The sequence below is a fragment of the Coprococcus sp. TF11-13 genome (assembly GCF_003481085.1).
GTDB classification, from domain to species: Bacteria; Bacillota; Clostridia; order Lachnospirales; family Lachnospiraceae; genus Coprococcus; species Coprococcus aceti.
The window spans coordinates 80185-103677 of sequence record NZ_QUKK01000003.1; the positions used below are offsets into that span (position 1 = coordinate 80185).

The window sequence follows — 23493 nt, forward strand, 5'->3', positions numbered from 1 at the left end:
TCTACAGAACATGAGGTGATAATATGTGGACAATAAAGAGAATAGATGAGGCCGACTTCGGCTGTGAGGAGAGGCTTCCGGGGGAGCCGCTTATGGTGCTGGTAAGTCTGGAGTGTGACGATGGAAGGATGCTTCAGCTTGAGGTGGCTGACAACTGGCTGACCATGCAGGAGCTTGACGAGGGCGATGAGTGGCCGGATGATCCGGACGAACCGGATGAAGAAGATGCGAAAAGCGCAAAGCAGGTGCAGTGGATGGAGAGTTATCTGGATGCTCTGGAGGAGCTGGAATAAGAGTGAAAATAATAAGAATATCGACAAAACCGCCATATCATAAGCGATATTGGCGGTTTTTGTGCGTCTGGAATTACTTTTTGCCATATACTTTAGGATAATATGTTGTTATAACGAAAAGAATGGTTGTGTAAATTTTGTCGATGTTTGGTTTGCAGGCAACTGCGTGTGGGAGAGAATTAATGTTTGGATTGTTTGAAATGAAATATATGAATATATGCCTTGTGGCAGGAGTTATACTGGAACTTATAGCTCTTGTCGCAATACTTAATCTTTATATTAATATAAGGAGAAGGGAAAGAAGGTAGAAGAATAGAGAAGATGGAGCAGGACTTTATGATCGTGCGGTATGTGCCGGAACGGATGAGGCGCATATGCTGGTGCGGCGGGAGGACATAAGTGCGGTAAGCCGTGCCGGGAAAACAAATATTTATACATTTGTCAGCGACAGATATGTCCGTGGATGGACATGTCTGCCGCTGTTTTTTGTTTTACTTAAAGATATCTTAAAGATTCGCCTCATTGAAACTTAAAGGGATGGCGGCTATAATCAGCAGGTGTAGTGAGAAGCTGCAGTGCGGATTACGCTGATGGATTGAGGAAGTGTAACCATATTGTAATAACTCTTACATATAATTAAGTCTGTTGAATGTATATTAAGTTGAACTGGCAGAAAGGCTTGGCATATAATCTATTCGATTTTGGAAGAAAGAAAAAGGTGGTTAAACGAGGTGGTAAATATTGAAAAATATATTGGAATTTATAGAGAATTCGGCTTTAAAATATCCAGATAAGCTGGCAGTTGCGGATGAGGAAGGCGGACTCACATATGGTCAGATGGAGAAGCTTTCCAGACAGATCGGCGCATGGATATATGAGAAGACAGACGGCGTGAGAAATAAGCCTGTGGCTGTGCTGCTGGACAAAAAGCCTGGGAGTGTGGCTGCCTATATGGGAGTTGTCTACAGTGGCAATTTCTATGTGGTACTGGATGCGGAGATGCCGGCGTCCAGAGCCGAGTCGATACTCGGAACGCTGAATCCGGTTGCAGTCGTGACTGACATCGGGCATATGGAGAAGGCACTGGAGCTTTCCAGAAATGGCGTGGATGAAGATGGATGCCAGGGACAGGAAGGCGAGAACAAAGAGGTATTCAGGATATTAAATCTTGACGAGCTGGACACAAGTGCAGATCAGTCGGTGTTGGATGCGGTCAGAAGCAGGGCGATAGACACGGATCCCGTGTATGCGCTTTTCACATCGGGCTCGACCGGAGTTCCAAAGGGCGCTGTGGTATCACACAGGAATGTAATATCCTACACCTACTGGTACACGGAGGCATTTGGTATAGACGAGAGTACGATATTCGGAAGCCAGACACCGTTCTACTTCAGCATGTCGGTGTCAGATCTCTACAGCACTCTTAAAAATGGTGCCACGCTGTACATCATACCGAAGGCGTATTTCACCTTCCCTATGAAGCTGATGGAATTCATGAATACATACAGGATCAACACGATATACTGGGTGCCATCGGCACTGCAGATCGTTGCAAATTACAAGCTGTTCCAGTACGCCCAGCTTCCCGAGCTGAAGAAGGTGCTGTTTGCCGGAGAGGTGATGCCGACAAAGCCGCTGAATTACTGGATACAGAATCTTCCGGATGCCATGTATGCAAATCTGTTCGGCCCAACAGAGACGACCGACATATGTACGTATTACGTGGTGGACAGAGTATTTGCCGATGACGAGCCGCTGCCGATGGGACATGCGTGCAACAACTGTGATGTGTTTGTTCTTGATGAGAACGGTAGGGAGGTGTCACCGGAGATCAATCCTGAGACGGGCTTCAGCCATGAGGGTGAGCTCTATGCCAGGGGTTCATTTGTGGCACTGGGCTACTTCGGAAATGCGGAGAAGACGAGAGAGGCATTTGTCCAGAATCCGCTGAATCCGTACTATCCAGAGCTGGTCTACAAGACCGGTGATCTGGTGAAATACAACAGATACGGCGAGCTGGTCTATGTGTGCCGTAAGGACTATCAGATAAAACACATGGGTTACCGCATAGAGCTCGGCGAGATCGAGGCGGCAGCGGGAGCCATAGACGGTATCAGAAGCTATGCATGCATATATGATGATGCGGCTGACAAGATCGTGTTCATCTACGAGGGCAGGAAGAAGGACGAGACGGAGCTGCTTAAGGCGTTCCAGGAGAGGGTCCCACATTACATGGAGCCGAACCGTTTTGTCAGGGTGACAAGCATGCCCCACAATGCAAATGGCAAGATAGACAGGAAGAGGCTGAAGGCGGAATACGCGCAGGGAAAATAGCGAATATCTACATAAGCGTGATATACCACATTCGGAACGCTCTCGCTCATTTCGGTCTGCAGCGGCACTAGCACTTGCAAGCGCGTTGAGTGCCGGCGACCTCAAATGTCCTTCATGTGGTATTATCAAGCTTATATAGATATAATTCACTTTATGTGCTGCGCTGGTATTGCCGTGAAAATTATAATATGTAGAAAATTTTTATTATAAGGAGATATGGGATTATGGAAGAATTATTAAAGATTTTGAATGAGGTAAAACCTGGAGTTGATTATGAGAACGAGACAGATCTTATAGGACATGGCGTGCTGGATTCCATCACGATGGTTACGCTGGTGCTTCAGCTCAGCGATGAGTTTGACGTAGACATTTCTCCTGTTGATATCACACCGGAAAACTTCAAGACAGTCCAGACCATATACGATATGATCCAGAGACTTGAAGACGAGTAAGAGCAGATATAGATATTGGAAGATGGCGGGGACTGATTGCCGTCAAAAAATACTGGAGGAGTGAGAAATATGTCATATACGTCGATATCGTATCTGGTATTTATATTGCTCGGAGCGTTTATAGTGTACAATATAGTGCCGCTGAAGCACAGATGGAAGGTGCTGCTGGCATTCAGCTATCTGTTTTATTTTATCAATTCAGGCAGATATATCATATTTATCCTGTTCGGGTCGCTGACCATATATGTGGGCGGCCTGCTGATAAACAAGATAGATGATGGCTGCAGCATGGCAAGGAAAGCTCTGCCAAAGGAAAACAAAAAAGAGTACAAGGCACTTATCGGATGGCAGAAAAAGTGCGTGTGCGTATGCGTGGTGCTTGTGAATGTAGGAATCCTGGTATTCCTGAAATATTCGGTATTCCTTGGACAGGTATTTACAGATGTGCTTGGACTCATACACATAAATGTAGAGAATCCGATGTATCAGAGGATGATGCCGCTTGGAATCTCGTTCTACACACTGTCTGCGGTGAGTTACATAGTGGACGTGTACAGAGGCAAATACAGGGCATCGGACAAGTTTGGCAAGGTTGCACTTTTCCTTGCATTTTTCCCGCACATTGTTGAGGGACCTATAGCCAGGTTCGATCTTGTTGGAGAGCAGATGTATGAGGGGCATAGGTTCAGTTATGAGAACATGACCATGGGACTCCAGCTTATACTGTGGGGCTTCTTCAAGAAGATAGTTATTGCAGATCGCGCAAATATGTATGTGAACCAGATATTTGACAATTACGCAAGCTACACAGGACTTCCGGTAGTAGTGGGAATGCTGCTCTACACATTACAGCTCTATGCGGAATTCTCAGGCTGTATGGATATAGTAAGGGGAAGTGCCCAGATGTTCGGAATAGGACTCTCAGAGAACTTCAATCAGCCGTTTATGTCAAAGACGGTCAGTGAGTTCTGGAGAAGGTGGCATATGACTCTCGGTGCATGGTTCAAGGACTATGTGTTCTATTCAGTTTCACTGTCCAAGCCATTTGTGAAGCTGAGTAAGAAGACCAGGGAACATATGAATACTTTCTTCGCGACATTTGTTCCTATGTCTATAGCGATGTTCATAGTGTGGTTTGGAACGGGTATTTGGCACGGCGCAAGCTGGAAGTACGTCATGTATGGTCTTTATTACTGGGCGATCATGATAATCGGACTTCTTACGGAGCCTCTTTTCAAGAAGCTGTATGGAAAAATGCATGTTGACCGTCAGGGAAAGGTATACAGACTACTCCAGGTTGTCAGAACCTTCATTTTTGTGAATGTTGGAATGCTCATGTTCAGGGCTGATGATCTGACAGCATTTGGACACATGTTTGTGTCCATGTTCAGGGGATTTACATTTGCGGATCTGACAAATGGAACTTTGCTTGGAATGAAGCTTGACATGGCAGATTTTGCAGTGCTGGCAGTGGGCGCGCTCATTCTGTTCCTAGTTGGACTTTACAAGGAGAAGGGACATCAGATAAGAGCAGAGCTTGCCACGAAGAATATAGTCCTCAGATGGGCAGTTTACTATGTGCTGCTGTTTGGAGTGATCATACTCGGAGCATATGGCAAGGGCTATGAGGTGGCTGGATTTATATATGCACAGTTTTAGAGGTGATTTATCTATGAAGAAAAGTGGACGTAATATAATAAAATCCATAGCATTTGCCCTGGTGGCCGTGATGATCATGGGAGTGCTGGGAGTTGCGTTTACTCCGAAGCGGAGCGATCCGGGAAGCGGAATAACCAACTCGAATGCAAGGGGCTTTTATGGAGAACCGAAGAATTCGATAGACGTACTGGTGCTTGGAGACAGCAATGCCTACAGCGCATGTTCTCCGATGTATATATGGAACAAATATGGAATTCCAACATATGTGGCGGCTGAGGGGTTCCAGAATGTGACCGGGGCATCCAATCTTCTGGATGAAGTGCTCACATGTCAGAAGCCAAAGCTGGTGGTGTTCGATGTGAATATGCTCTGGACAGGCAAGACGACATTGAAAAAGGTGGAGAACAATCTGAAGAATATGGCGTATAAGTATCTGCCTCTTGCACAGTACCACAACAGGTGGAAGAGCATGAGTGTTTCAGACATGTTCGGTGCCAAGGATTATACCTACAGATCATCCTCCAGAGGACAGTATCTCAGCATGGAGGTCAAGCCGTTTTCAGGCCAGAGCAAGATGGTGGAAACCAAGGCTGTTGAGGACATACCGGAGGTATCAAAGATACTGCTCGATAAGCTTATAGACAAGTGTGAGAAGAATGGAATCAAGATCATGTTCATGGAGACTCCGACGGCGAAGTCATGGAATTATGCAAGACACAATGCAATGGTTAAGTATGCTAAGGCCAAGAATATTGATTTTGTCGATATGAATACGCTCAAGGGTGATTATGCAATCGACTGGAGCACCGACACGAGGGATGGTGGAAGACATCTCAACTGCAAGGGTGCAGAGAAGGTAAGCGCCTATCTTGGAAAATATATTTCAGAGAATTATTCTTTTAAGGATAAGAGACATTCAGAAAAGTATGCGGACTGGAATAATGACTATCTGGATTATGTGAAGTATATGTCCGGAGAGACTGTTTCCCTTGAGGCAAAGCAGTCGGAGGGGGCAGAGTCGAACAACTAGCACGATGACGAGCGGACCTGATAGACGGGGGATAACAAGTTGTTTTTATCTTTTATAGTTTGGGCAGGCTGATTGTATACAAAAATATCCTGTGTTTGCTTGAAAAAGGCGAAAAGATACAAAATTTTTAGGCTTTGTATCTTTTCGTTTTTTTTTCTTTAAAGAGGATAAATTTGTCCGGTGGGGACAGGTACCTCCGTCACCGTAGTTGGCAAAAAAATAAAAAAGGATAAAAAAAGGATATAAGTTTGAAGTATACTGTGTTCAGAATCTTAGATATCGACGATTTACATAGAGCGGCACTGTGCTGTGAGGTATACAGAATGCAAAGCTGCCACGGGGAGACCAGCTATGAAAAGTCAAGACTAAACTAGCAAGAAATTTCTTTTTCGTATCGATGGTAAAAAAGGGTAACTTTAATAAAGCTCCCTAAGGGTGCATTTTCAAAATCTATCGATATGGTGTTTGTATACAGACCTCTTAATCGAGGTTAAATTCTACATTGTCGGTCATCATTTTCCAGATGATCCTGACGAGCTTACCGGCACAGTGCCCAAGGGCATTGTAGTGAGACCGGCCTTCAGCCATCTTCTTGTCATAATAAGTTTTAAAGGTGGCATTGTTTTTTACTACATTATGAGCTGCATTTATTAGTGCATAACGAAGGACTCTAGATCCACGCTTAGACATCTTGGTACGTCTGGCTTGAAAGTTTCCAGACTGATATACAGAAGGATCCAAGCCTGCAAATGCAAGCAGCTTATTCGGGTTGGAGAAACGGTGAACATGATCAATCTCACCAAGGATCATTCCTCCGTTGATATAACCGATACCTGGAATGGTCATGATAACAGAATCATTGAATTTCATGATATCTGTCATCTCAGCTTCAACCTGTTCTAACTGGCTATCCAGTAACTCGATTTGTGAAATGGTGTGAGTTATCTGAATAGATAGAGCACTGTCGCTGGCACCGACAGACTTCTGTGCTAGAACTCTTAATTCTTTTGCCTGCTCTTTCGTAAAGTGTCCGTGCGAGTTCGCTTTAAGCAGATTTGCAAGATGAGTCATGTGCATGGAAGCAATAGCTTTCGGTGTTGGAGCCTCTTTTAATAAGGCGTAGACAGATTTCTGGTGCAGACCAGATTTGAAAAAATACTGTAATTCAGGAAACACTTGGTCAATGTAAGAAGTCAGCTGTATTTTTAATCGTGTACGCTGCTTAATGGTTTTCTGGCGAAAACGTCCAAGCTGTTTTAAATCCATCAGATCAAGGTCATAGAATGTGACAAATCTGAGGGATTCCTGAAGCATCAAAGTTTTAGCAATGATGTATGTGTCGACTTTGTCCGTCTTGGTTTTGCGAATGTTATTCTTTCGCATTGTGGACGTCTTAATGGGGTTAAGCACACACACTTTGTAGAAACTGGCAACAAGGTATCGTACTAGGTTGTCGCCATAGTGCGCCGTTGATTCAAGACCGATGATGATGTTGTCCTTGTCATCACAGATGGATGCAAGGTTAGATTCCAACAGACTGAATCCATCACCGTCATTTGTAAATTTGAACGGCTCCATGAGTATTTCGCCATCTGAACTAATAGCAGATGCGAAGTGGTTGAGTTTGGCAATGTCAATGCCTACATAAATCATGAGGTTGTACCTCCCTTTCATAAAGTCTGATACCATGATATCCACCAACGATTATCCATGTAGACTTGATTGAAATAAGTACTTCCGAGCGAGAGCTCTTTGCAACATCCAGCAGATAAACAATTCAGATAAAGGTAGCGGCAATACACTCCTGTCGAGTAGTCAAAGCTACAGGGTAATAATCAAAAGTCCATGATATCTGAATGTATTAGACCACGATACAAAAAATATGAAAAGAAGGGAGAATGTGTGGTAATTCCCTGTTGGAATTATCATACAAGGATATAATATGTTAAAAGAAATGTGGACATTGCTGCTTGAGAAGAAAGGATTTTTCCTGGATCTTCTTGTGGAGCATATAGAGATATCATTGTTGGCAATAGTAATAGCTATAGTAATTGGCGGGGGTGCTGGAATACTGATAAGTGAATATCAGAAGGCGTCAAAACCGACTCTCGGAGTGATAAACTTCCTGTATACGATTCCATCGATCTCCATGCTGGGATTTCTCATACCGTTTTCAGGTGTGGGAAATGCGACGGCGGTCATTGCGCTGACCATATATGCATTGCTGCCGATGGTCAGAAATACCAACACAGGTCTGACAAATGTAGATGAGAACATTCTCGAGGCGGCGAAGGGCATGGGAAGCACAAGAACGCAGATATTATTCAAAGTCAAGCTTCCACTCGCGATGCCGGTCATAATCTCCGGAATCAGAAACATGGTGACAATGATGATAGCGCTTGCCGGTATAGCATCATTCATCGGTGCCGGTGGACTTGGCGTGGCGATATACAGAGGAATCACGACAAATAACACAGCCATGACGATGGTAGAAAGTTTGCTCATCGCGCTGCTTGCTCTGGCATTTGACTTTGTCCTGGGATTTGTGGAGAGGCGTCTTTCAAAGAGGAGTGTTAAGGCAAAGAAGACAAACAGGATAATGGCAGCAGTATGCGTGGCGCTTGCTCTGATATTTGTTCTGATTCAGGTGGTGCCAAAGGATAAAAAGGAAACCATACGTATCGCCACAAAGCCGATGACGGAGCAGTATATACTCGGCGAGATGCTTGATATTCTGATCGAACAGGATACGGATCTTGATGTGGAGATAACCTAGGGCGTGGGTGGCGGAACTTCAAATATCCAGCCCGCCATGGAGAGCGGTGAATTTGACATTTACCCTGAGTACACGGGCACTGCATGGAATATGGTGCTGAAAAAGGATGGACTGTACACTGAGGATATGTTCACGGAGCTTGAGAGTGAGTACGAAGATTCACTTGGAATGAGCTGGGTGGGCATGTACGGATTCAACAACACCTATGGTCCGGTGGTGCGCAAGGAGATTGCTGACAAATATAACATCAAGACGTATTCGGATCTGAGAGCGGTATCGGACAAGCTTATCTTCGGCGCTGAATATGATTTCTTCGAGCGTGAGGATGGATATGATGCACTCTGCGGCGAATATGGATTCAATTTTAAGAAGACGATGGACATGGACATTGGCCTCAAATATCAGGCAATTAATCAGGGCAAGATTGACGTTATGAATATATTTACAACAGATGGACAGCTTGCGGCATCGGATGTGACGGTGCTGGCGGATGATAAGAATTTCTACCCGTCATACATGTGCGGAAATGTTGTCAGAAACGAGGTCGTTGAAAGCCATCCGGAGATAAAGGATGTGCTGGATGAACTGGCAGGAACAATAACCGACAGCGACATGGCACAGATGAATTATGATATTGAGACTGAAGGCAGAGAGCCTAGAGATGTTGCGGAGGAGTTTTTGTCCGGCAAGGGACTTTTAAAATAGGTTGGAGGTACCAATAATGAATACTGCTATTGAATTTAGAAATGTAAAAAAGTCGTATGGAGATAAGACGGTCATAGAAAATCTCAACCTCACAGTTGAGCAGGGAGAATTCGTAACCATAGTGGGTTCGTCAGGCTGTGGCAAGACGACAGCGCTTAAGATGATAAATGGTCTTATCGACGCCACAGACGGAGATATATTGATTGGCGGCGAGAATATCAGGGACAAAGATCTTATTGAGCTCCGCAGAAGTATTGGTTATTCTATACAGGGAAGCGTGCTTTTTCCCCACATGACAGTGGAGGAGAACATATCCTATGTACCGAATCTTCTAAATAAAAAGAACAGGGCAAAGACGAGGGCAGCCGTATCAAAATGGATGAAGATAGTGGGGCTTGATGAGGAGATAAAGAGCAGATATCCGGGCGAACTGTCCGGCGGACAGCAGCAGAGAGTCGGAATCGCCAGAGCACTTGCGGCATCGCCGGAGATATTGCTGATGGATGAGCCATTTGGCGCAGTTGACGAGATAACGAGAGCTCAGCTTCAGCAGGAGATCAAGAGAATACATGAGGAGACGAAGATAACTATCATGTTCGTGACGCATGATATATCGGAGGCGCTCCTGCTTGGAACAAAGGTGCTTGTTATGAATAAAGGCAATGTTGAACAGTATGATACGCCGGAAGAGATACTGAAAAATCCCGCAACAGACTTTGTGGCACAGCTTGTCTACAGGCAGAGACACCAGTGCAATCTGCCGGATGGTCAGATCAGGGATTGTCAGTACAGTTTTGTTGCGGGTCTTGATTAGTGACCCCTTTGGGGGAATTTGTGGAATTATGCGTAAAATTGGCATGAAAAGTACCGGAGCGCTCCGTCCCCATGGTAATTAAGTGATAGTTGATTGGAGGATTCAGATGAACCAGAGTGAGAGAAGAATATATTTGATAAAGAGGTTGCTTAAGGAACGCAGCGATTGCGCAGGCGTGTAGATCCCATTTGGCAGTGAGGATCAGCGGAGACTTCTCCGTTCTCTTATGAATATCAGGATGCCGGGAGCTATTGATGCGGATTTTCTGAAGATACAGGACGAATATCTGACGCAGGTGAATTTCGAGAAAGGCATAGTGAAACTGGAGGATATTCAGGAGATTCAAGATGGCACATATGTGTGGCGAGGAGATATAACAAGGCTTGCAGTCTCAGCCATAGTAAATGCTGCAAACAGCGGCATGACCGGATGCTACATGCCGTGTCACAACTGCATAGACAATGCGATACCATTCTCAATCACACAGAGTTATATGCAGTCAAGAACGGCACATGGCTGATGCACTTACGGTATAGGTGGAGTTTTGTTGAGCGTTCAGCCCCGCCACATGAACAGTTGAGATACTATCGGAATTTCAGAGGACTGTTAGGAAAAGAACTGGCTGTTCTGATAGATGTCAACCACGCAACGATTGTAAACTATGAAAATCTGAAATCCCCATTTGATTATAAAAACGCAATCAAGATAGCCGAGGTGCTTCAGATTGAAAAGGAATTACTTTTCGATGACTTCAACAAATTTATTGATTATCCATATCATCAGAAGCTGAAAGAGGTACGGACAGAGCTGCATATGACACAGGTTGAATTTGCCGCATTTTCTGGCATCAATCGTTCTACCCTCTCGGCTTGGGAACAAGGAACTTGGATACCGACCAGAGAGAATTACATATTATTAGCAGAGGCATTTAGAAAGGCTTCAGAAATAAAGGAGGATTGAGCCTTGACACATAGAGAAAAAAGATTATATCTGATTAAAGAATTATTGTCAGAAATGCCGCAATATAGGGATATGGACATCCCAGACAATGCAGAGGAACAGAAACGGCTTCTTAGAAGTCTTATGAATATCCGCTCCCCTCGTCCGATTGGGACTGAATTTCTCAAGGTGCAGGACGAGTATCTAAACGAGGAAGTCAAGGAAAAAGGCGTTACTGATTGTGATACTTTACCCGTATCCCCCATCAATAACCGCCTTGCCCTTTGGCGTGGTGATATTACCACATTAAAGATAGATGCGATTGTAAACGCCGCTAACAGTGCTTTAAGGGGATGTTTCGTACCTTGCCACTCTTGCGTGGACAACATCATTCACAGCGTCAGCGGTATTCAGTTGCGTTTGGTTTGCGATGAGCTGATGACAGAGCAGGGATATGACGAACCGAAAGGGAAAGCGAAAATTACGCCTGCTTTCAATCTTACATGCAGCTATGTACTTCACACAGTCGGACCGATTGTATCGGGCATTTTAACAAAAAAACATTGTGAACAGCTTGCTGATTGCTATAAATCTTGTTTGGAATTGGCATCTGATAAAGGTTTAAAAAGTATTGCCTTTTGCTGTATCTCCACAGGCGAATTTCATTTTCCGCAGAAAAAGGCTGCGGAAATTGTGGTACAGACAGTTATTGATTTTTTGCAGACAGACAAAAGGCTTGAAAAGGTGGTATTCAATGTTTTCAAACAGGAAGATTACGACATCTACAAAAGACTGCTCGGATAAAGTGAAGCGTTTAAGAGAGCTTTTGCAGAAAGCAGATGCGGTTATCATCGGAGCAGGAGCAGGATTATCCACTTCGGCAGGCTTCACATATACAGGACAAAGATTTGAAGATAACTTCTCGGACTTTATCAGAAAATATGGTTTCAGAGATATGTATTCTGGAGGTTTTTATCCCTTTGAGAGCCTTTAAGAATATTGGGCATATTGGTCAAGATACCATGAGGGCGATGTGGTGTATATTGGTGCGGACAAATATGAGATTTCCGACTTTAACGAGAACGCTGTATCCCTGCGGAATGTAGAATTTCCCCTGTTCGGCAAGGAATACAGCCGTGCCGACTTTGAAGAAAAGCTCCGTGAAAATCCTGCTAACGACCATCTGAAAACGGTCATCACCGAGAAGCAGGAAACAGAAACACTTACCGAGGAAAAGCCAGACAGCATCACTTTTTCCATTGGCTTCTCCGAGCATCCCGCCTTTTATGACAGACAGCTTAATGACCGCTTTACGGATTTGAGCTTTGCCCTTGGGAATGGGCTGCTTGGCGTTCTGGACGAAAAGCAGCACCGTGAAAGACTGGATAAGAGCAAAGGCGTAGGATGGTATAAAAAGACCGATTTTGAAATCTCCGCTGTTATCGGCGGCGAGGACTTCCACTACGAGGGACGGTTTGACATCGGGGACGGCGAGGGCGACTTGATTGCCCATATCAAAAATTTTTACGACTACTTCCTCTCCCCGAACTGCCCGTTTATCCCAGAGTGGAAACGGCAGGGCGAGGATTACTACCGAGAAAAGATAGAAAGCCTGCGTTTCGGGCGTGATGTGTTCCTCCCTTTTCTGGAGCAGCACACCGAGCTGACCCCAGAGGACGAGAAGCTCCTAACCGAGATAATGGCTACCGAAGCCGACTGGAACAGGAAAGCCAAGGACAAAGAGCAGGCTCCCAAGCCAAGTTAAAGAAGCTCAACGACACGAAAAGAAAGGATATGATGATAAATTTTGAGCAGTTAGGCGTTGACAGGCTCTTTATAGATGAGAGCCATTTCTACAAAAATCTGTACCTCTACACCAAGATGCGGAATGTGGGCGGCATCGCCCAGACCGAAGCCCAGAAAAGCTCCGACCTGTTTATGAAGTGTCGCTATCTGGACGAAATTACAGGCAACCGTGGCACGAGGTGGCTCTTTCCTTTGCGGAGGTGAAAATGCTTGCCACGGGCGATGAGTGTTTCAAGGAGAAAATGGACTTGGATATGCAGGTGGCGAAGCTGAAAGTTTTGAAGCAGAGCTATCTTTCCGAGCATTACGACCTTGAGGACAGGATACTGAAATACTTTCCGCAGACCATCAAGGAATATGAGGAACGCATCGTCAGCTATGAAAGTGACGCCGCCCTTGCTGAACAGCACAAGCCGCAGGGCGAGGATAGGTTCTGCCCCATGACCTTAAAGGGCATGACCTATACCGAAAAAGCGGACGCAGGCGAGATGCTCCTTGCCGTCTGCAAGGAAAATCCGCTGTCAAATCCCGTGGAAATCGGCAACTACCGAGGTTTCAAGATGGAGGTTTATTAAGACAGCTTCAACATGCATTACTGCCTTAACCTCTGCGGAAAGACAAAGCACAAGGTTGATTTAGGCTCTGATGCTCTGGGAAATCTGACCCGTATTGAAAACGAGATTGGAAAAATCCCTGCCAGACTGGAAGCCGCCAAGACCCGAAAGGCGGAAACCTTGGAGCAGCTTGCCAACGCAAAGACCGAGGTATTAAAGCCCTTTGCCTTTGAAGATGAGCTGAAAGAAAAAAACGACAGGCTGAACGCCCTCAATATTGAGCTGAATCTGGACGAGAAAGACACCCCTGTTATGGATACCGAGCCAGGGCAGACCGAAGAACAGTCCGAAAGGAAATGTGTTGGTTGGGAGCGTTAAATCCCATTTGCACATTTGTATTGCTGAAATCTGGGCAGTATAATAGGTGTAGATTAGAAAATGTCGGAGGTGATAACGGTGTCTGATGCGTTCAGATTTGAAACTTTTGTAGATGTTCACGGCAATATCTTCAACGAATATCTAAGCTCTGTCGTTGCCAGACTGTCGAAAGAGGACGAGGAATACAAAACCCTGCAAGCCGAGATTGCAGACTTATATGAGAAATATCCGAAGCTCCTTGGCATATTTGACAGCGAAGCGGAAAGCGGGCTGACCGAAAAGGAATGTGCGGCACTCATTAAGGTGTTGGAGCTGAAAAACAAGCTCAAAGATATGGAGATGCAGTCAGTCTACTTCCGTGGCTGCTATGACAGCGTAGGTTATCTCAAAAAAGCAGGGATTTTATGATGGACTGACCGAAAGAAAGGGCGGCGTTAGCGTGAAGCTGATGCCGTCTTTTACATAGGCTAATTGAAAAATACAAAAAAATATGCTATAATTGGTAAAAAACAAAAAACTCCAAAATACGACACACTGAAAAGGTGAATAAGAAAACTATTATAAGTAACAAAGGAGAAGTTAATTATGGAAGTCAAGTATCAAGTGTTTGTAAGTTCAACATATGAGGACCTTAAAGAGGAACGCTCCATTGTTATGGAAACAATATTGAAGCTTGAACAAATACCCATTGGCATGGAGATGTTTAATGCTGGTGATGAAGAACAATGGGAGCTGATAAAAAGAACTATTGATAATTCTGACTATTATCTTGTGATTATTGGTAGTAGATATGGTTCGACTGCAAGTGACGGCTTGAGTTATACTGAAAAAGAGTATAGATATGCCGTTGAAACAGGGAAACCTGTATTAACTTTTATAAAAAAGGATGATGGTATACAAAGTAGTGAGGGATTGGAAAAGCAGTATCATCTTCAACAGTTTAGGGAACATGCTAAAGGGAAAATAGCATCCTTTTGGTCAAACAAAGATGAACTGGGGAGACTTGTTGCTGCTTCTATTCATAGTATTATTTCAAGAAAGCCAGGAACTGGTTGGATTAGAGCGGATGAATATGAAATACAAAAAAGAGAACTTTTTGATTTAATTCATAAATATGATGAATTAAATCGTTTGCGACAGGATGAAGCCGCAATGAATGATGCTGATGAAGCTCGATGGGCTTCAGATGAAGATATTAAAAAAGGACTATCAATAGGTAAAATTTGTTCAGCTGATAAAGAGTATCCTGTTGCGGGTATTCCTCTTATTGTAGACGGTACAAAAGATGAAATTTATGTTGATGATAGCGAATCTCATTCACTGATTATTGGTTCTACTGGTAGCGGAAAAACGCGGAGAATAATTTTGCCGTTGATTAATATATTATCCAAGCGTGGAGAATCAATGGTTATTACTGACCCCAAAGGTGAACTATATACACATACGAAATGTGCATTAGTAGAAGCGGGCTATAAGATTATTACAATTAACCTTAGAGACCCTAAAAGGGGAAATGCATGGAATCCCCTTAAGTTACCATATGATTTTTTCATGGATGGTGACGTTGACAGAGCCTTGGAAATGCTTTATGACCTTGCTCATAATATTTTTCAAGAAAATAAGGGTGGTAATCAAGACCCGTTTTGGACAAACTCTGCGGCAGATTATTTTTGCGGCTTAGCTTTAGCAATGTTTTCTGATGCCAAAAAGGAAGAAATTAATCTCAATACTGTTTTGAGTATGGATGCCAGCGGAGAAGAAAAATTTGGTATCAACAACTATATTAAGGAATATATCAATTTAAGAAAATCAAGCGATTTAAGTTATATAAATGCCTCTGGGACAGTTTTTGCCCCAAATGATACAAAGGGGTCTATTTTGTCTGTATTCAGACAATGTATCAAAGTTTATGCATCTAAAATAGAATTATCCAAAATGCTGGCAACAAGTGATTTTGATATGGCATCTATCGGAGAAGAAAAACATGCTGTATTTATAATCATGCAAGATGAAAAGAGAACTTATCACCCATTGGTTAGTACATTTATTAAGCAGTGTTATGATACTCTTTTAATTGATGCTCATTCCAAAACAGGCAAACTAAATAGTCGAGTTAATTTTGTGCTTGATGAGTTTGCAAACATTACACCAATAAGTGATATGTCAAGCATGATAACGGCTGCCAGAAGCAGAAATATCCGCTTTTATTTAGTGATTCAAGGAATTAACCAACTTACTTCTCAATATGGGGTTGCGGATGCGGATGTTATAAAAGGAAATTGCGGAAATTGGATTTACTTAGTTAGCAAAGAACTACCGATTTTGAGAGAGATTAGTGAACTTTGTGGAACTGAGAAAATTTATAAATCATCTGGACAAATAGGGATTGAGAAACCGTTGATTAGTGTTTCACGTTTATTGAAAATGCCTCTTGGACAGGTTTTGATTTTAAGGGATAGAGAAAGTCCATTCCTATCTCATCTTCCAGATATAAGTTCATACAAGAATTGGCAAAAGCCCATGTCTTATATAAAAGACGAACCCGTTTTAGAACGTGATGACTTACAGATTTTTGATTTGAGAGAATTTGTAAAAAGTGTTAAAAAAGAAGAACTTCTTAAAAAAATGAAGGAGGATTCGTCAACTGATGAAAAAAAGATTCCTCCAATAGATATTGAAGACTTATTTAACTAAATCAATTGGAAGTATCTTTTCAGAAGCTAAAGTCTTATATTAGCTACAAAAAATCAATTTCCATTACATAGCCGAGAGGTTTTCTTAACGGAAAGCCCCTCGGCTAAATTCATTTCTGGAGGTGATTATATTTGAATGGCAAGTAACGGCTATGTGCAGTTTGACCCCGCCGTGATTGAACAGGCACGGCAAATCGACCTGCTCTCCTACCTGCAGCGGTACGAGCCGAGCAACCTAAAGCGTGTGGCAGGCAATGTCTACTGCACAAGGGAACACGACAGCTTGAAGATTTCCAACGGCAAATGGTACTGGTGGTCAAGGGGCATCGGCGGCTATTCCGCCCTTGATTATCTGATGAAAGTGCGGGAGCTTGGCTTTGTGGAAGCCGTGCAGACCCTCACGGGGGACATGGGCGACTGGAAGCCGCCGCCCCCTGCCGTGAAAAAGGACGAGCCGAAAGTGCTGCTCCTGCCAGAGAAAAATGCAGACTGCGATAAGGTGACAGAGTACCTTTTCGGGCGTGGCGTTGATTACCAGCTCATACAGGACTGCATCGCAGAGGGCATTATCTTTGAGAGCAGACCGTACCATAACGCCGTCTTTGTGGGTAAGGACGAAAGCGGAAAGCCAAAGTATGCGGCTCTCAGGAGTACGCTCGGCAGCTCTTTCAGACAGGACGCATCGGGCAGCGACAAGCGGTATTCGTTCCGACTTCTGGCAAGAGAGCCTACGGATAAGGTGCATTTATTTGAAGCCGCCATTGATTTACTGTCCTACGCCACCTACCTCAAATGTGAGGGAAAGGACTATAAGGCGGCAAACCTGCTCTCTTTGTCGGGCGTGTATCAACCCCAAAAGGAACTCTCTGAGAGCAAAATCCCCATTGCCCTGTCCACCTACCTGCAAAAAAATCTGCAAATCATGATTATTCCGGGGCTCTCTGAGCCACCTGTCCGGACTTTGGGAGCCACCATTCCGGAGAATGAGAGCCACATATTCCGGTAATTCAGAGCCACATTTAAACGCTCTATTACATATATTTCCTTTATACTGTAGGTACACACCACCAGTGTGAATACAGGTAAAGGAGGTCACAATTATGACTAAGTATTGTGAAATCCTACGCTTGCAGAGCTTAGGATTCAGCGAACGGAACATCACACAAAGCTGCGGTGTATCCAGGAACACAGTCGCCAAGGTTTTGAAAAAGGCAGCGGAAATAAGTATTTGGCCGCTGGATTTTGACATGACCGACAGCGCGCTTGAGGAGCTTATGTTCCCAAAGGATAAGTCAGCAACAAATAAACGCATGCCTGACTTTGACTACATCCGCAAAGAACTTCTGCGAAATGGAGTCAACAAAAAGCTTCTCTGGGTAGAATACTGTGAGGAGTGCCGCATGAGCAGCGAAGAACCGCTCATGTATTCCCAGTTCTGCTACTACATCCAAAAGGATGAAGAGAAACGCAGGGCTACCATGCATATCCCGAGAAAGCCTGGTGAACAGATTGAAGTGGACTGGGCAGGCGATCCTGCTCACATCATTGATCCGGACACCGGAGAGGTTACGGAGGCATGGATTTTTATAGGGGTACTGACTTACAGCCAGTATGCTTTTGTAAAAGCATACATGAATGAGAAAACAAACAACTGGATTAAAGCTCATGTCCAGATGTTCGATTTCTTTGGCGGTGTAACACCGATGCTCGTCTCAGATAACTGCACAACTGCAGTGAATCATGAAAAGAGCGACTGGTATACCACGTCATTAAACACAACTTACCATGAGATGGCAGAACACTATAATCTTGCCATCATTCCGGCTAGAGTCCAGAAACCCAAGGATAAACCAAATGTAGAAGGATCTGTAGGAAAGATATCTACATGGATAACTGCAGCCCTTCGTAATGAACAGTTTTTCTCGCTTGCAGAATTAAATGATTCTATCCGGGAAAAACTGAATGTCTACAATGCTCGTAAATTCCAGAAAAAGGAATGCAGCAGGCTCAGTTTATTTCTTGGGGAAGAAATGCCGTTACTGGCTCCGTTGCCTGCTACACCCTTTGAACTGGCTGAGTGGAAACAAGCCACTGTCCAGTTAAACTATCACATCGCAGTAGACAAGATGTACTACTCCGTGCCTTATCAGTATATCAAAAATAAGGTCGATGTGCGTATAACAGATACAACGGTTAAAATATTTTATAATCACAATCGGATTGCCTCTCATAGGAGACTTCACGGAAGGAGCGGCCAGTATTCCACTGTTGTTTTTTGCAAGCCTTTTTTGCATAAAATTGCAAAAGGTTTTGTAGGTTGTTGCACCTACATTTTGTAGGTAATTGCAAGACCTCGGCCGGCAGCTATTCTGCCAGCCCCAAGCCATTGCAGATCATATTTAGTTGTTATAACACGAGATACGGAAACGGAAGTTCCGAGTTTTCGTCATCATGTGCATGTTTCCTGAAATATTGGAACTCTTCATCCAGTTTTTTATAATGGATAAAATCATTCAGATATTTCAAATCTTCTTCTGCGCACCGGTAATCTTCTATGAGATCAAGAAGATAATCATTCATCTCTTCATAGCGTTCCTGAAGATTTTGATATTTTTTCTGCTCTTTGATAACTTTTTTTAGCCATTGTTACCTGTCTCCTGACTGCTGATTCTTGAAAGAGTTGCATTGATACTTGATTCGCGTAATCGGTTATTGATTCCTGGAAACAGAATCAGTTCCACATGATGCGTGAGACTGCCAATCAGTGCTGTTGTCATCCGCTGGTCATAAAGGACGTTCACCCACTGTGAGAATTCAAGATTCGTGTTTAGAATTACCGATTTCTGCTCGTGTATCTCCGAAAGATAATCAAACAGAAGCTGTGAACCGGTGCGGTCATACGGAACATATCTGAATTCATCCAGAATCAGTATCCGGGCACTGTTAAGCTTCTTTTTCAGTGCAGTAAGCTTTCCGCTGTTCTGATTCTCGGAAAAGAGATTGATCAGTCCGGCAGTGCGGTAGAATCTTACCGGAATTTCCTGATTACATGCAGACATTCCAATAAGAATAGAGAGCATTGTTTTATCGGTTCCTGTTCCTCCATACATGATGACATTTTTTCCTGCATGATAAAAATCTAGGTCTAACAGGCTTTGGAAGCTGACGTCTTCCGTGAAATTATCTCATCTGTCCTGAATTCCTCCACGCGGTATCTGCGTGGAAAACCGGCGGTATTGAGAAACTTACTTTTCCTTTTTGCTGTCCTGTATTCAATTTCATTTGTCAGAAGATTTAAAAGGCATTCCTGTGGTGTGTCTCCTTTCTGCTCGAAGGCCTGTTCTGCAAAGTTTGTGGACAGCTTGAGCTGTTTGCAGCATGTTGCAATGGATTTTTCTAAATCAGCCATTTGCGGCACCTCCCTTCTTAAGGGCGGCATCCAATATTTTCAGATCATTTCTGAACGGAATGACCTTCTGCTGTGGCAGTTCAGCTTTGTTTTCAAGAGGAGGAAGCAACGGTACATCTGCGTAGGTTCTCCTGTAAAGGCTCTGCAGACTGTCCGGATCTGTCGCATTCAGCCGGACTGCTTGAATCCTTTCTATGCGGAACTCCTGCGAGAGATTACGTATATCAGAGCGTTCCGTATGAAACGCAGATTCAGCAGGCGGCACAGGCTATAGCTGATGCGGACTGTGTGCTCATAGGTGCTGGTGCCGGGATGAGTGCTGCTGCTGGTGCTCAGTATGGCGGTGATTTCTTTGAGAAGAACTTTGGTGAGTTTCAGCGGAAATATGGGAATGGTCCATACATGCAGGATATGTACAGTGCAGGCTTTTATCCCTATCCTAATGAAGAAAGCTATTGGGGATATTGGTCAAAGCAGGCAGTGCTTGGTGGGATAAAGCTGGATGTCACACCACTTCACAGGAAGCTGCTCGATGGACTTTCCGGCAAAGATATATTTGTGTTGAGCACAAATGCGGACGGTCAGTTTGTGAAAGCAGGATTGCCACAGAAAAATATCTTCTGCATTCAGGGAGACTATTTCCATATACAGTGCGCGCATGCCTGCCATGACAGGACATACGATGCCACTGCTATGTTTCTGCAAATGGATCAGGCAAGAAGAGACTGCAAGATCCCAACGTATATGGTTCCGCGCTGTCCTGTCTGCGGAGGCTCGATGGACATGAACCTCCGCAAGGACGGTTATTTTGTTCAGGACAGTGCCTGGTATGAGGCAGAGCGGTGCTTCGGTGATTTTGTTTCCAGATCCCTGGACAGGAAGCTTGTGCTCCTTGAACTGGGGGTAGGTTTTAACACGCCAACCATAATCCGATTTCCTTTTGAGAAGCTGACACGAGAACACGATAACATAACCCTTGTCAGGTTAAATCTCGATCAGGCTGTGATTCCAGAAAGTCTTGGGAACAGAGCTATAGGGATAAATGCGGATATGGCGGAGAGTATAAGTGATATACTCAACGTTTCAGTATCGCATCCATATCCTGCTCAGGAGCGGTGATCGGGTTTAGCTTATAATTTTCCACCAGATATTTCACCACGGTCTCGGACATGAATGCTGGAAGTGTCGGTCCGATATACATGTTGCGCACGCCCAGCGACAGCAGGGTGAGAAGGATACAGACGGCCTTCTGCTCGTACCATGACAGCACAAGGGTGAGTGGGAGGTCGTTTATGCTGCAATGAAATGCATCAGCCAGAGCTAGGGCGACCTTGATGGCACTGTAGGAGTCATTGCACTGCCCCATGTCGAGTATTCTTGGAATCCCGTCAATTTCGCCGAGGTCGAGATCGTTGAAACGGTATTTGCCGCAGGCGAGGGTGAGGACAAGGGTGTCCATCGGAGTCTGCTTTACGAATTCGGTGTAATAGTTGCGTCCCGGATGTGCGCCGTCGCAGCCGCCAACGAGGAAAATGTGTTTGATATGACCAGCCTTGATTGCATCTATGATCTTGCCAGCCTGTGACAGAACAGCGCTGTGTCCAAATCCGGTCGTCAGCATGTGACCGCCGTTTATGCCGCTCATGCTCCTGTCGTGTTCATAGCCGCCAAGCTTCTGTGCGTGCTTAATCAGAGGGGTAAAATCTTTCTTCCCTGCTCTTGTACCTGAGATGTGAACCATGCCGTCATAACCCACGACTGATGTGGTGTAGATCCTGTCCTTGTAGCTCGGTCTTGGCGGCATGAGACAGTTGGTGGTAAAGAGCACCGGCGCGGGTATGTTCTCAAATTCCGTCTGCTGGCTCTGCCATGCGGTTCCGAAATTGCCCGCCAGATTATGGTATTTGTTAAGCTCCGGATAGCCGTGCGCAGGCAGCATCTCGCAGTGGGTATATACATTTACCCCTGTCTTTTCAGTCTGCTCAAGGAGCTGTGACAGGTCGTTCAGGTCGTGACCGGAGACCACGATAAATGGCCCTTTTTTGATGTCAACATTTACTCTCGTAGGCACAGGATTGCCAAATGATTCGGTGTTGGCTTTGTCCAGCAGCTCCATGCATTTGAAATTCACCTGTCCAAATTCCATGATGAGTTCTATCCATTCGGTGACGCTGTGCTCCCTGTTAACCTCGCATAGTCCCTTGTAGAACCACGTCAGAACCTCATTATCTGTGTAGCCGAGATTCATGGCGTGATGGGCGTATGCCGCCATACCCTTGAGTCCAAACAGCAGGGTGGAACGCAAGGACACTATATCCGTGTCACCATCCCATAGGTCGATCACCTGTATCTTTTCAGCCTCAGATCTGCTGATCTTGTTCTGCTCGTTTTTAACCCTTCCCATAAATTCTTTTATTGCATTGTCGTCAAAGTTTACATTTGTCAGGGTTGTGAAAAGACCGTCTATGATAAGTCTGTCGGCGACCGCGCTGTGTTTATTCTCATTTTTTGAGAGTTCTGCAAGTTTTATAAGCTCACACACAAGCTCGTCCTGTAGATTAGATGTGGATGGCTGCTTGCCGCACACTCCAGTATTGATACATGCGGATCCCCCCGCTGTCTGCTGACACTGAAAACAAAACATATTTGACATGTACTGTATACCTCCTGAAATTATGAATCTATCTGAAAAACTGGTGACTGCCTGGCAGTCTGTGGATTTTCTTCTAAATAGAGTATGGACAGTGAACAGGAGTTTTATACTCAAATTTGCTAAAGTTTATCTGTGAAATATAAAAAAGAATACAAAAAAATCGGTGCGACGGGATTCGAACCCACGACCTCTTCGTCCCGAACGAAGCGCTCTACCAAGCTGAGCCACGCACCGATAGTGTTTATCAACACTGCCATAATAGTATAAGAAGATTCTGAAAAAAATGCAAGGAGTTTTCTAAATAATTTGGCATTAAATTCACCAAGAGATTTTCATGGCAATTTATCTTCAGGGTATACGAGGATTACACTCATTACTTCTCGCTAAATGCAGCGTGGGGACGCAAAGTTGTGCAGAAACTTACCAGGATGTTATCATCGATGGTGGAAGCCATGATAGCACCGAGCAGGAAGATAGAGGATGTGCTTGAAAAGTATAATGTGTTATGCCCTGTTGAGGTGATTCCATCTGGGATCGACACGGATAAATTCTCCACAGCGATATTTGCAGACAGAGTTGAGAAGCTTTATATGAATGTGTGCGAGCTGCAAGCACTGGTGCTGAGAGCATGCTAGAAATTTAATTTGTATGAATTCTCTAGTGGCTGTTGGGATAACCAGGTAAAAGATACAAAATTATCTCCAAATAGATGAAAAATCTCTAAAAAAGAAAAAATTTTAAAAAATTATCCGTAGGACACAGAATAATGTGTTTTATGGATAATTTTTTATCTTTTAAGTGAAAACATTGTATATGAGATAAAATGTAGGTAATAAGCAAAGATGGCGAGATGACCGGATGCATGAGTTACTATCTAGATGACAAAAAACTAAAAAAATATGCTTTATTTAAAAATACAGTTGACAACACCATGATACTAGTGTACTATTTAGCTAGTACAGCGATACAGAAGAGCTAGACAACATACAAGGAGGAGG

The 23493-nt window shown here is 44.1% G+C and carries 25 protein-coding genes, 1 tRNA gene and 2 pseudogenes; 23 read left to right on the forward strand and 5 right to left on the reverse strand.

The annotated features are described in order from the left end of the window. The first annotated feature begins 23 nt into the window (after window positions 1-23). From DXD11_RS06825 to DXD11_RS06845, 6 genes are all read left to right on the forward strand, one after another. Window positions 24-293, forward strand: a complete 270-nt coding sequence (locus tag DXD11_RS06825) for a hypothetical protein (RefSeq protein ID WP_015533718.1) — start codon at window positions 24-26, stop codon at window positions 291-293. Between the two features lie 182 nt (window positions 294-475). Continuing rightward, complete coding sequence (locus tag DXD11_RS14690; RefSeq protein WP_255415656.1) at window positions 476-601, forward strand: hypothetical protein; 126 nt, start codon at window positions 476-478, stop codon at window positions 599-601. Between the two features lie 433 nt (window positions 602-1034). Next, window positions 1035-2627, forward strand: a complete 1593-nt coding sequence (locus tag DXD11_RS06830) for an AMP-binding protein (protein WP_118758042.1) — start codon at window positions 1035-1037, stop codon at window positions 2625-2627. Window positions 2628-2851: 224 nt separating this feature from the next. Continuing rightward, complete coding sequence (locus DXD11_RS06835; protein ID WP_015533721.1) at window positions 2852-3079, forward strand: acyl carrier protein; 228 nt, start codon at window positions 2852-2854, stop codon at window positions 3077-3079. Window positions 3080-3148: 69 nt separating this feature from the next. Then, a complete protein-coding gene (locus DXD11_RS06840) occupies window positions 3149-4738 on the forward strand; it encodes an MBOAT family O-acyltransferase (RefSeq protein ID WP_118758043.1) in 1590 nt (529 codons plus the stop codon). 13 nt (window positions 4739-4751) lie between these two features. Next, window positions 4752-5768, forward strand: a complete 1017-nt coding sequence (locus tag DXD11_RS06845) for an SGNH/GDSL hydrolase family protein (protein ID WP_118758044.1) — start codon at window positions 4752-4754, stop codon at window positions 5766-5768. A 480-nt stretch (window positions 5769-6248) separates the two neighbouring features. On the opposite strand, the gene DXD11_RS06850 is transcribed toward DXD11_RS06845, so the two are convergent. Further along, the gene (locus tag DXD11_RS06850; protein ID WP_118758045.1) at window positions 6249-7421 is read right to left on the reverse strand and encodes an IS110 family transposase; all 1173 of its coding nucleotides are present in this window, start codon (window positions 7419-7421) and stop codon (window positions 6249-6251) included. Between the two features lie 289 nt (window positions 7422-7710). Here DXD11_RS06850 and DXD11_RS14780 point away from each other — a divergent pair, with 289 nt between their 5' ends. The 15 genes and pseudogenes from DXD11_RS14780 to istA all read left to right on the forward strand — a co-directional run. Then, window positions 7711-8544, forward strand: a complete 834-nt coding sequence (locus DXD11_RS14780) for an ABC transporter permease (RefSeq protein ID WP_330426616.1) — start codon at window positions 7711-7713, stop codon at window positions 8542-8544. A gap of 3 nt (window positions 8545-8547) precedes the next feature. Next, window positions 8548-9249, forward strand: coding sequence for a glycine betaine ABC transporter substrate-binding protein (locus tag DXD11_RS14785; protein ID WP_330426617.1), 702 nt, complete (start codon window positions 8548-8550; stop codon window positions 9247-9249). 16 nt (window positions 9250-9265) lie between these two features. Then, window positions 9266-10063 carry an ABC transporter ATP-binding protein gene (locus DXD11_RS06860; protein WP_118758046.1) on the forward strand — a complete coding sequence of 266 codons (798 nt, stop codon included), beginning with the start codon at window positions 9266-9268 and terminating at the stop codon, window positions 10061-10063. Between the two features lie 226 nt (window positions 10064-10289). Next, window positions 10290-10583 (forward strand): hypothetical protein, encoded by a 294-nt coding sequence (locus DXD11_RS06865; protein WP_243105823.1) that lies wholly within the window; start codon window positions 10290-10292, stop codon window positions 10581-10583. Next, complete coding sequence (locus tag DXD11_RS06870; protein ID WP_158579426.1) at window positions 10583-11023, forward strand: helix-turn-helix transcriptional regulator; 441 nt, start codon at window positions 10583-10585, stop codon at window positions 11021-11023. The genes DXD11_RS06865 and DXD11_RS06870 overlap by 1 nt, the downstream gene beginning before the upstream one ends. 3 nt (window positions 11024-11026) lie before the next feature. After that, entirely contained in the window at window positions 11027-11806 is a 780-nt protein-coding gene (locus DXD11_RS06875; protein ID WP_118758048.1) for a protein-ADP-ribose hydrolase, read from the forward strand. Between the two features lie 22 nt (window positions 11807-11828). Continuing rightward, on the forward strand, window positions 11829-11996 hold the full coding sequence (locus DXD11_RS06880) for a hypothetical protein (RefSeq protein WP_330426618.1): 168 nt from the start codon (window positions 11829-11831) through the stop codon (window positions 11994-11996). A gap of 42 nt (window positions 11997-12038) precedes the next feature. Beyond that, the gene (locus tag DXD11_RS06885; protein WP_243105824.1) at window positions 12039-12767 is read left to right on the forward strand and encodes an LPD25 domain-containing protein; all 729 of its coding nucleotides are present in this window, start codon (window positions 12039-12041) and stop codon (window positions 12765-12767) included. Continuing rightward, window positions 12761-12985, forward strand: a pseudogene (locus DXD11_RS14495) (hypothetical protein); the annotation flags it as partial. The gene DXD11_RS06885 and the pseudogene DXD11_RS14495, both read left to right, overlap by 7 nt. A 29-nt stretch (window positions 12986-13014) precedes the next feature. Beyond that, window positions 13015-13383 (forward strand): hypothetical protein, encoded by a 369-nt coding sequence (locus DXD11_RS14500; protein WP_243105826.1) that lies wholly within the window; start codon window positions 13015-13017, stop codon window positions 13381-13383. Window positions 13384-13395: 12 nt separating this feature from the next. After that, window positions 13396-13740 (forward strand): hypothetical protein, encoded by a 345-nt coding sequence (locus DXD11_RS14505; protein ID WP_243105827.1) that lies wholly within the window; start codon window positions 13396-13398, stop codon window positions 13738-13740. Between the two features lie 60 nt (window positions 13741-13800). After that, window positions 13801-14148 (forward strand): DUF6664 family protein, encoded by a 348-nt coding sequence (locus tag DXD11_RS06895; RefSeq protein ID WP_199688731.1) that lies wholly within the window; start codon window positions 13801-13803, stop codon window positions 14146-14148. Window positions 14149-14325: 177 nt separating this feature from the next. Beyond that, window positions 14326-16434, forward strand: a complete 2109-nt coding sequence (locus tag DXD11_RS06900) for a VirD4-like conjugal transfer protein, CD1115 family (RefSeq protein WP_118758049.1) — start codon at window positions 14326-14328, stop codon at window positions 16432-16434. A 135-nt stretch (window positions 16435-16569) separates the two neighbouring features. Further along, window positions 16570-17439, forward strand: coding sequence for a DUF3991 domain-containing protein (locus DXD11_RS06905; RefSeq protein WP_118758050.1), 870 nt, complete (start codon window positions 16570-16572; stop codon window positions 17437-17439). A 94-nt stretch (window positions 17440-17533) separates the two neighbouring features. Beyond that, window positions 17534-18730: pseudogene (gene istA / locus DXD11_RS06910) on the forward strand (IS21 family transposase); the annotation flags it as partial. 339 nt (window positions 18731-19069) lie between these two features. Here istA and DXD11_RS14510 read toward each other — a convergent pair. Together DXD11_RS14510 and DXD11_RS14515 are read right to left on the reverse strand one after the other, a co-directional pair. After that, window positions 19070-19543, reverse strand: coding sequence for an ATP-binding protein (locus DXD11_RS14510; protein WP_243105828.1), 474 nt, complete (start codon window positions 19541-19543; stop codon window positions 19070-19072). Window positions 19544-19578: 35 nt separating this feature from the next. Further along, entirely contained in the window at window positions 19579-19842 is a 264-nt protein-coding gene (locus DXD11_RS14515) for a hypothetical protein (RefSeq protein ID WP_243105829.1), read from the reverse strand. A 72-nt stretch (window positions 19843-19914) separates the two neighbouring features. On the opposite strand from DXD11_RS14515, the gene DXD11_RS06930 reads away from it, so the two are divergent. Beyond that, window positions 19915-20961 (forward strand): Sir2 silent information regulator family NAD-dependent deacetylase, encoded by a 1047-nt coding sequence (locus tag DXD11_RS06930; protein ID WP_243105830.1) that lies wholly within the window; start codon window positions 19915-19917, stop codon window positions 20959-20961. Here the strand turns inward: DXD11_RS06930 and hcp are convergent. Beyond that, the gene (gene hcp / locus DXD11_RS06935) at window positions 20918-22486 is read right to left on the reverse strand and encodes a hydroxylamine reductase (RefSeq protein WP_334294905.1); all 1569 of its coding nucleotides are present in this window, start codon (window positions 22484-22486) and stop codon (window positions 20918-20920) included. The genes DXD11_RS06930 and hcp overlap by 44 nt on opposite strands. Before the next feature lie 169 nt (window positions 22487-22655). Then, window positions 22656-22729 (reverse strand) — tRNA-Pro (locus tag DXD11_RS06940). Between the two features lie 110 nt (window positions 22730-22839). Here DXD11_RS06940 and DXD11_RS14520 point away from each other — a divergent pair. Further along, window positions 22840-23130 carry a glycosyltransferase gene (locus tag DXD11_RS14520; protein ID WP_279220448.1) on the forward strand — a complete coding sequence of 97 codons (291 nt, stop codon included), beginning with the start codon at window positions 22840-22842 and terminating at the stop codon, window positions 23128-23130. Window positions 23131-23493 lie beyond the last annotated feature (363 nt).